Below are 9,289 nucleotides of genomic sequence, written 5' to 3' on the forward strand. Positions count from 1 at the left end.
TTTTCATGCTGCATATGTTTAAAAGTTGGTATCAGCGCCGATTCTCTGATCCTCATGCTGTGAGTTTAATGATCATTTTAGCAGGTGCTTTTTTAACCTTGTATTTCTTAGGGGGGTTAATTACACCATTGTTGGTTGCGATTGTGTTGGCGTATTTGCTTGAATCACCTGTTGCCCGCTTTACCCAATGGGGCTTACCGCGAACAATATCTGTAGCGATTGTGTTGATTATTTTTGCTGGGCTAATGGTATTGGCTTTATTTGGCTTAGTACCCACTATTTGGCATCAAATTACTAATTTAAGTGCTGATGTGCCGAAAATGTTTAATGATTTGCAGGTTTATGTCTCAAGTTTACCTGAACGTTATCCTGACTTTGTGCAACCACACCAAGTGACAGTATTAACCGACACTTTACGTGAAAAAGTATTAGCCGTTGGCGGTAGTGTCGTTAAAGGGTCATTTTCTTCATTAGTGAGCTTAGCCGCTCTTGGAGTGTATCTAATTTTAGTACCGCTATTAATTTTCTTTTTATTAAAAGATAAAGACACTATTTTACGTTCATTTATTGACGTTTTACCAAGTAACCGTCGTCTAGCGAGTAAAGTGAGTGCTGAGATGAATCAGCAAATCTCTAATTATATTCGCGGCAAAGTGATCGAGATTTTTATTGTAGGTATCACCAGTTATCTTGTGTTTGTGGTGATGGGGCTTCAATATGCTGCCTTACTTGGTGTGTTAGTTGGTTTATCCGTTTTAATCCCTTATATCGGCGCTGCTGCGGTTACGGTACCTGTTGCGATGGTTGGTTTATTCCAATGGGGATGGACGCCTGAATTTTGGTGGTTACTTGCGGCTTACGGTATTGTACAAGCATTAGATGGCAATGTTTTAGTACCAGTGCTGTTTTCAGAGGCGGTTAACTTACACCCGGTGGCAATTATTGTTGCAGTGTTGGTGTTTGGTGGCCTGTGGGGATTCTGGGGCGTATTCTTTGCGATTCCATTAGCAACCTTAGTCAAAGCTGTCTGGGGCGCATTAGTAATGAAAGAAACTGTTCCGCCCGTGAGTTACTAAAACGGTTTGATACAAATAATCATCAATAAAAAGGCCTCGATTGGCCTTTTTTATTTAAGGGGCGTTATAACAATATTACTGATTAAGGTAATCCAACACCACCTCATGATGATCTTTGGTTTTAAATTTATCAAACACATGTTCAATCTTGCCATGTTCATCAATTAAGAAACTGATGCGGTGCAAACCATCATAAATTCTACCCATGAATTTTTTCTCGCCCCACACGCCAAATTGATCAGCCACTGCATGATCTTCATCTGATAATAAGGTGAAGTTAAGATTGTCTCGTTCAATAAATTTAGGTAACCGCTTAACAGGATCAATACTGATACCTAAAACCACCACGTTATGCGCATCGAGTTCGGCTTTGCTATCACGTAAGCCACAAGCTTGAACCGTACAACCTGGTGTCATTGCTTTAGGGTAGAAATAAGCCAATACTTTTTTACCCGCAAAGTCACGTAAACTGATGGGCTGGTTATCTTGGTTAAGTAATGTAAAAGCGGGGGCGAGCATTCCCGGTGTTAATGTATTCATGCAGCGGTCCTTATTAATCAGTTATAAACACAAATTTAAATGTGTTGTTATGGTGGACAGTTGAAAGAGAATAATATCAGTGATGACCTATAAAGTTGACTGTTCCGTGAGCATTGAGCTGCTTACAGAGTGCTTCATATTCTTCTTGTAGACTTATTAAATTACAATCTTCAGGTAAATTGGTATTGATTTGAAGGACTAATTTATTGTCGATATCATCATGGCCATTTTCAATCGTATTGGCACTCAGGGTTGAAATATCAATCTTGCGACTGGCGATAAAATGGGTGAAATGCTTAATCAACCCAGGGCTATCTTTTGCTTCAATATGAAAATCAGCTGTGTATGGAAAGAAGCGAGAAATATGTTTATTGGTGCGTTTCATTACTGTGATTAAGTCGTGTTCTTGGCCTTTAAGGGGCAATGTAGATTCAATTCTCGAGATCGCATTGCTATTGCCTGAAAGTAACATAATCAGGGTGAATTCTGAGCCAAAAAGAGCAATTCGACTATCAATGATATTACAGCCACTGTTTGCGACAAGATGGGTGATCTCATCGGTGATACCTGGGCGGTCAGTACCTACAGCTGTTATTACGAGGTAATGTTCCATAATTTAGCGCCATATTTTCGTGATCATTACTAGCATGTTAGCACAGACTCATTATTCCAAAGAGTGTAAATCACCATCAATAATCACAAAATTTTTTATTATAATTGTAGGGTTAACAATAATAATTATTCAAAAAAAACATTTTTGGGGATTAAGAAACGTAAAACATTACTGATGGGTTTAACATGAATACGATAAAGCGCCTCAGTTAACGGTTTTCAGTCACCCTTTGCTTGAGTTTATAGCCATGCAAAAGTACCATGACTTATTAACTAGCTATATACCGTAACCATTTTTAATGATTGGTTGTTAATGTTGTTAGTTTAGAATTGTTACGATATATAAAACAGGGGAGACGGACATGTTTTCAGGAAGCATGGTAGCACTATTAACACCATTTGATCCTTCAGGCGAAGTTGATTATATCGGTCTTAAGAAATTGGTCGATTACCACATTGCAGCAGGTACAACTGCAATTATTGCTGTGGGAACAACAGGTGAATCAACAACACTAACGGTTGATGAACACATTAAAGTTGTTTTAAAAACATTAGAGTATGTTGATGGGCGTATTCCTGTTATTGCTGGTACGGGGGCAAATGCGACCCATGAGGCAATAACCATTACTAAACTGTTTTCTGGTACGGGAATTGCTGCCTGTTTAAGTGTGACACCATACTATAATAAACCAACACAAGAAGGTTTATACCAGCACTATAAAGCGATTGCTGAATCGACTGATATACCACAAATATTATATAATGTGCCGGGTCGTACTGCGGTTGATTTATTGCCTGAAACTGTTGCTCGTTTAGCAAAACTTGACAACATTATTGGTATTAAAGACGCAACAGGTGATATTACTCGTGTTAAAAAAACACGGGAACTTTGTGGCGCAGATTTTATCCAACTAAGCGGTGATGATGCAACTGCGGTTGATTTTGTTGCTGAAGGTGGCCATGGCGTTATTTCTGTTACTGCAAATATTGTTGCTGCAGAAATGGCGATAATGTTTAACCTTGCTTTAGAAGGTAACATTGATGCAGCTCAAGAGATTAACCAACGCTTAATGCCGTTACATACCAAACTGTTTGTTGAAGCTAACCCGATTCCAGTTAAGTGGGCTGCTTACCAAATAGGTTTAATTGAACACGATAACTTACGACTTCCGCTTACTGTTTTAAGCGAATCACAGCAGCCTATTGTTAAACAAGCACTTATTGATGCGAACGTATTATAATACGTGGTTATTTATTAGCGGCTGTAACAATTTAGGAGCGCAGGAGCATAAATGAATTATAAATACCGGCTAGCATTAGCCGCCGTCGTAGTGACAACGATCACCGCATGTTCTAGTGGTACGGATAGTCGTCGACAGGCAGCGCAAGATTTTAATTATCTTAATACGCCATCACTTGAGAGTTGGACGTTGCCGGCAGGAGCTCAACCTTTTAGTAGTACTAACTATGCGATCTCGCAACAGGTTTATAAAGGCGAAGTTGGCACTAAGGTTGATATTCGTCCACCACTACAGGTGTTAGAATTGATTCCAGGAGTCACTTCTGCGATTGATCAGCAAGGCGTAACTTTGTTTATGCCATCGCCAAATGATCTGATGAAGATCTGGCGTGTGACACAAAAGCTGATCACAGATAATAACGTTGGTATTATAAAACAAAGCGCTGATCGTATTGATACTGATTGGGTTTCTTGGACTAATGATGATGAAGATACCAAGATCAGTAGCCGTTACACGATTGAAAAAACGCCTAATATTAATAGCTACCGTATTACGCTAACTGATTGGCGTGAAAATGGTGATGTAAAACCAGTTAGTGCGAATAATAAGCGTCGCTACAGTATTTTAATGACTAATTTAGTGATGTCTAAGTATGACAATATGGCTCGTGAGCAAGCGCGTTTAGCTGCTGCTGAGCAATTGAAAAACATTCCAGTGGTAATGGGAACCGATCGTAGTGGTTTACCGATTATTATTGCGCGTGCGTCGTATGAAGATATGTGGGGACGCTTGCCTGTAATGTTACAAAAGTTAGGCTTTACTATTGAAGATCGCAATCGTTCACAAGGCCTAATTGAAGTTAAATACCGTCAACCTGATGATGCGTTTTGGACTCAGTTAGGTACGAAGCCGATGAATTTAACCAATGATAAATACCGAATTTTGGTTGGTGATTTAGGTAATCGTACGTCATTGAACATTACTGATAGCGAAGGTAAGCCGGTAACAGTTTCTGTATTAGATTCTATTGCTCCTGCATTTGGCGCTGCTTTTGGTAAATAAATAACCCTTTATCTTGGTTATTAAAAAACCGCTTTAGTTGATTACTAAAGCGGTTTTTTTATGGCAATTAATGACTAGTCAATTATTAACTAATTATTTAATTTCAACACCTTGAGCTTGTAAATCTGCATGGTAAGACGAACGTACAAATGGACCACAAGCCGCGTGTGTAAAACCAAGATCAAGTGCAATTTGTTTTAGCTCGTCAAACTCTTCAGGTGGTACGTAACGTTCAACTGGTAAGTGGTGACGACTTGGCGCAAGGTATTGGCCAAGGGTTAGCATGGTAACGCCATGTGCTCGCAAATCTTTTAGAACTTGAATGATTTCTTCTTTTGTTTCACCTAGTCCCATCATAACACCTGATTTTGTTGGCACTGTTGGGTGAATCTCTTTAAATTTCTTTAATAGATCCAACGACCATTGATAGTTAGCTCCCGGGCGTGCTTTACGGTATAAGCGTGGTGCGGTTTCTAGATTATGGTTAAATACATCTGGCGCTGTATCTTGGAAAATATCCAGCGCGCGATCCATACGGCCACGGAAATCAGGTACTAGGGTTTCAATATGAATTTGTGGGCTTTTAGCACGAATTTCATTAATACAATCAACAAAATGTTGTGCACCACCATCACGAAGATCATCACGATCGACAGATGTTACAACCACATAGCGTAACTTCATATCCGCAATAGTTTGTGCTAAATGACTTGGCTCTTCAGTATTGGGCGCTAATGGACGACCATGGGCAACATCACAAAATGGACAGCGGCGTGTACAAATAGCACCTAAAATCATAAAGGTAGCAGTACCATGATTAAAACACTCAGCCAAATTTGGGCATGATGCTTCTTCACAAACAGAATGAAGGTTGTTTTTGCGTAGGGCTGATTTTATTTCTTGAATGCGTTTACTGTCAGATGGCAGTTTTATTTTCATCCATGAAGGCTTACGTAACACGTCTTTAGGGGCTTCTTCTTGGGCAACATTACGTACCGGAATTAATGCCATTTTGTCAGCATCACGGTATTTAACGCCTTGTTCAATTTTAATTGGTTTGCTCATAGTTGATTGTTTTCCGTCATCCACTCGACCTGTGAGTAGTCGAGTAATTTTGTTAATTCTTCAATGAGTACCGGCTGAACTTCCATCAGTTCACTCGGGCCATTTAATGATGCTGTTTGCGTCATTTCCATTCCAGCATAGCCACAAGGGTTGATACGTTGGAACGGGGCCAAATCCATATTTATATTAAGTGCCAGACCATGAAAAGAGCAACCGCGTCTGATCCGTAATCCTAATGAACATATCTTGCGATTGTTGACATAGACACCAGGTGCGTCAGGGCGCGCATTAGATGTAATCCCAAATTGAGATAGTGTATTTATAATTGTGTTTTCGATGTGGCTGACTAGGTCACGAACACTGAGTTTTTTTCTGCGTAAGTTAATCAATATATAAGCAACTTGCTGACCTGGACCATGATACGTTACCTGACCACCACGATCACTTTGGACAATGGGAATATCACCAGTGTTGAGCAGGTGTTCTACCTTACCAGCTTGACCTTGAGTAAAGACTGGATGATGTTCAACTAACCATACTTCATCGATTGATTTATCAGTACGGTCATTTGTAAACTGATGCATGGCATCAAAGGTGGTTTGATAATCACAACGGCCCATATTTCTAATAATAAGAGTTTTTTGCAAATTTGTGCCTATTTATTGATATAACGCAAAGCGCCATTTACTGGCTGTGAACCAAGGCATTATACCTATAACTGTTAAAAGATGCATGATTAACCCATTATTTAAGGCTTATTAATAGTTTTAAGCGTTATGTGGTGAAGTGAAAATAGAGGAAAAATAGCAAGAAATGAGTAAAAAGAAGGGGGGAATAAAAAAGAATGGCGACTTATAAGAAGCCGCCATCTGACTTGCTATTATAGAACAACACGCACGATATCGATCGCGCCAAGTTCTTTATATAGCGTTTCAATTTGTTCAATATTAGTTGCATTAACCGTTACAGAGACTGCGGTATAAGTCCCTTTACTGCTTGGCTTTGTTGTTGGTGTATAATCGCCAGGGATCGTTTTCTGAATAACTTCAATAACACGATCTGCTAGTTCTGGTTTATTCTCACCCATGACTTTGAAAGCAAAGCTACAAGGAAATTCCAATAGGTCTTTTAGTTTTGGCTGCTCTTTATTTAAATCTTGCATAATAGAACTCCAAGGTTCAGGTTTTTCAGGTTTTACACCGTGGTATGGCTCATAAATCACGGTAAGATGCAGGCATCTTAATGCGTCAGTAACTGGAAAACAAGGTTGTGATTATCTTGGTTATTGGAAAATGTGTATGCAAGCTTGTAAACCCAAAGAAGCTGCCAATTGGCAGCTTCTTTATTTAGGCTAGTGGATGTTATTACAACGGCTTAAAACCAGCTTTGAATAAGCATTTCAACATAATCAACCAAACGGCTAAAGAAGCCGCCTTGCTTTACTTCTGTCAATGCAACTAATGGGTATTGTGCAATATCTTTATCGCCTAAGCGGTAATAGAGCGTCCCCATAACTTCACCTTTTTTAATTGGTGCTTTTAGCTCTTTAGTTAACACAAAGCTTGCTTTCAAATCTTTAGCTTGGCTACGAGGGATCGTAACGTAAGTGTTTTCATTTATACCAAGATCGACCTTATCGGTATCACCCATCCAGACTTTTTCTGTCACAAATGTTTGATCTTTCTTATATGGAGTTAAGGTAGTAAAGAAACGGAAACCATAGGTCAATAGCTTCTTACTTTCAGAGAGGCGAGCATTCTTACTTGCTGTACCCATGACAACGGCAATAAGACGCATGTTGTCTTCAGTGGCTGTACTTACCAAACTGTAACCTGCGTTATTGGTATGGCCTGTTTTTAAGCCGTCAACATGCATGCTTTGATCCCACAATAAACCATTACGGTTGTATTGCGTGATGCCGTTATAAGTAAATGATTTTTCATCGTAGATCTTAAATTCATTCGGAAGATCATGAATAAGTGCACGCGCAAGAACAGAAAGATCATAAGGGGTAGTGTATAAATCTGGATTATCTAAACCGTGTACATTAGTAAAGTGGGTCGATTTCATGCCCAGATTTTTTGCCCAGTTATTCATTAGTTCAACGAATGCTTGCTGTGAACCTGCAACATGCTCAGCCATTGCTACGCAGGCATCATTACCTGAGTCAATAATAATACCGCGGTTAAGATCGGAAACTTTTACTGTTTTTCCTACTTCTAAGAACATCTTTGATGAACCAGGGAAGTTTTTAGCCCATGCATTTTTACTGATAACGACATTATCATTTGGAGCGATATTGCCATTTTTAATTTCTTGACCAATAACATAACTGGTCATCATTTTTGTTAGGCTTGCAGGCGCTAATTTTTCATTTTGGTTATGACCAGCAATGATTTTGCCTGAGTTGTAGTCAATAAGAACATAACCTTTAGCCGCAATTTGTGGAGCTTCAGGTACTACTGCTGGTGATGCAGCAACAGTAGCTGAAGCCAGCAGGGTGGCGGAGATGGCTACAGAACGGAAAAGCACAGCTGTTTTCTTCATAATATATTTAACTTTAATTAATCTGTGGCTAAAAAGTGGGCTTACTATAACAGATAACCCATTGGCAATCAGTGTCAGAACATAAGTTTCCCAAGTTCTGACATTTGGTGGTTGAGAGCAATATGGCCGTTATTGTTATAGAGGCACCATAAAAAGCCTATAGTCTTATGATTTTAATAACAAACTATAGGCAGTAAGTATGATTGAGAAATAACAATAAGGTTCAATTATCGTTTTTCAGTGATCATGAATGCTTGTGGATAATGTTTATTCTTCACTTGAGCGAGTAGTAAATCAGCATCTTTATGATCTAAAAATGGCCCTAATCTAATGCGGAAAACAGCTCGGTTTGCAATTTTTTCAATATCGACGCTAGTGCTGTAGCGTTTTTTTACTTCTCGTTGCATCTGATCCGCTTTTTGCTGAGTATTCACCGCAGCTAATTGAATAAAATATTGAATTGGAATTGGCGATTTCTTAATTTCAGCTGTGGTTGATGGCTTAGGTACGGTGAGTACTTCAATTTTTACTGGCGCAGTACCATAGCTAATCACACCTAATTTAGATGCGGCAGCCATACTTAAATCAATAATACGGCCATCATGGAATGGACCGCGATCGTTAACGCGAACAATCACTGATTTATGATTTAAGGTATTTGTGACACGGACAAAGCTTGGTAATGGTAAAGTTTTGTGTGCGGCTGTCATCGCAAACATATTATATACTTCACCATTGGCTGTTTTATGGCCATGAAATTTTTCGCCATACCATGAAGCAAATCCTGTTTCGGTATAACCTTTAGGATTTTTAATTATATGGTAGCGTTTACCGCGTAAGGTGTAATCTTTATTACCGCCTCGGCTATAAGCTTCGTAATGGGGAGTGATTAATTTTACTTTTGAAAAATCAGGTATGACTGTAGGAGCACGATCATCTTTTAGAGAATAGCGTCCTGCATTAGGATCATCAGTGTTCGGTTTGGTTATTTTAACGATTTTAACCACTTTAACAGGGGGAGCTGTTGTATTCGGTTTGGTTTGTGGCTGTTCTGGCGAAGAACTACACCCAGCAAGAATTAGGAAAAAAATTACAAATAGTGAACGCATTTATTAGGTCGCCTTAGACAACATTTTTCGATGAGTG

The 9,289-nt window shown here is 39.2% G+C and carries 10 protein-coding genes; 3 read left to right on the forward strand and 7 right to left on the reverse strand.

Translation table 11 applies throughout. The features are described 5' to 3' along the window. The first annotated feature begins 5 nt into the window (after positions 1 to 5). On the forward strand, positions 6 to 1,076 hold the full coding sequence (locus Q0V26_RS13955; RefSeq protein ID WP_297482687.1) for an AI-2E family transporter: 1,071 nt from the start codon (positions 6 to 8) through the stop codon (positions 1,074 to 1,076). Between the two features lie 75 nt (positions 1,077 to 1,151). Here Q0V26_RS13955 and bcp read toward each other — a convergent pair whose 3' ends face one another. Both bcp and Q0V26_RS13965 read right to left on the reverse strand, forming a co-directional pair. Continuing rightward, a complete protein-coding gene (gene bcp, locus Q0V26_RS13960) occupies positions 1,152 to 1,616 on the reverse strand; it encodes a thioredoxin-dependent thiol peroxidase (protein WP_297482690.1) in 465 nt (154 codons plus the stop codon). A 76-nt stretch (positions 1,617 to 1,692) separates the two neighbouring features. Next, a complete protein-coding gene (locus Q0V26_RS13965) occupies positions 1,693 to 2,229 on the reverse strand; it encodes an ACT domain-containing protein (RefSeq protein ID WP_297482693.1) in 537 nt (178 codons plus the stop codon). A gap of 361 nt (positions 2,230 to 2,590) precedes the next feature. On the opposite strand from Q0V26_RS13965, the gene dapA reads away from it, so the two are divergent. After that, positions 2,591 to 3,469, forward strand: coding sequence for a 4-hydroxy-tetrahydrodipicolinate synthase (gene dapA, locus Q0V26_RS13970; RefSeq protein ID WP_297482696.1), 879 nt, complete (start codon positions 2,591 to 2,593; stop codon positions 3,467 to 3,469). A 51-nt stretch (positions 3,470 to 3,520) separates the two neighbouring features. Continuing rightward, positions 3,521 to 4,531, forward strand: a complete 1,011-nt coding sequence (gene bamC, locus Q0V26_RS13975; protein WP_297482698.1) for an outer membrane protein assembly factor BamC — start codon at positions 3,521 to 3,523, stop codon at positions 4,529 to 4,531. 93 nt (positions 4,532 to 4,624) lie between these two features. Here bamC and lipA read toward each other — a convergent pair whose 3' ends face one another. The 5 genes from lipA to Q0V26_RS14000 all read right to left on the reverse strand — a co-directional run bounded on the left by lipA (position 4,625) and on the right by Q0V26_RS14000 (position 9,252). Beyond that, positions 4,625 to 5,596, reverse strand: a complete 972-nt coding sequence (lipA, locus tag Q0V26_RS13980) for a lipoyl synthase (RefSeq protein ID WP_297482701.1) — start codon at positions 5,594 to 5,596, stop codon at positions 4,625 to 4,627. Next, entirely contained in the window at positions 5,593 to 6,243 is a 651-nt protein-coding gene (lipB, locus tag Q0V26_RS13985; RefSeq protein WP_297482704.1) for a lipoyl(octanoyl) transferase LipB, read from the reverse strand. The genes lipA and lipB overlap by 4 nt, the downstream gene beginning before the upstream one ends. Positions 6,244 to 6,476: 233 nt before the next feature. Further along, positions 6,477 to 6,758, reverse strand: coding sequence for a DUF493 family protein YbeD (ybeD, locus tag Q0V26_RS13990; protein WP_297482707.1), 282 nt, complete (start codon positions 6,756 to 6,758; stop codon positions 6,477 to 6,479). A 212-nt stretch (positions 6,759 to 6,970) separates the two neighbouring features. Then, entirely contained in the window at positions 6,971 to 8,143 is a 1,173-nt protein-coding gene (locus tag Q0V26_RS13995) for a serine hydrolase (protein ID WP_297482709.1), read from the reverse strand. 227 nt (positions 8,144 to 8,370) lie between these two features. After that, on the reverse strand, positions 8,371 to 9,252 hold the full coding sequence (locus tag Q0V26_RS14000; protein WP_297482712.1) for a septal ring lytic transglycosylase RlpA family protein: 882 nt from the start codon (positions 9,250 to 9,252) through the stop codon (positions 8,371 to 8,373). Between the last annotated feature and the right edge of the window lie 37 nt (positions 9,253 to 9,289).

Origin of the sequence: uncultured Photobacterium sp., from assembly GCF_947039875.1 — a bacterium.
Taxonomy (GTDB): domain Bacteria; phylum Pseudomonadota; class Gammaproteobacteria; order Enterobacterales; family Vibrionaceae; genus Photobacterium.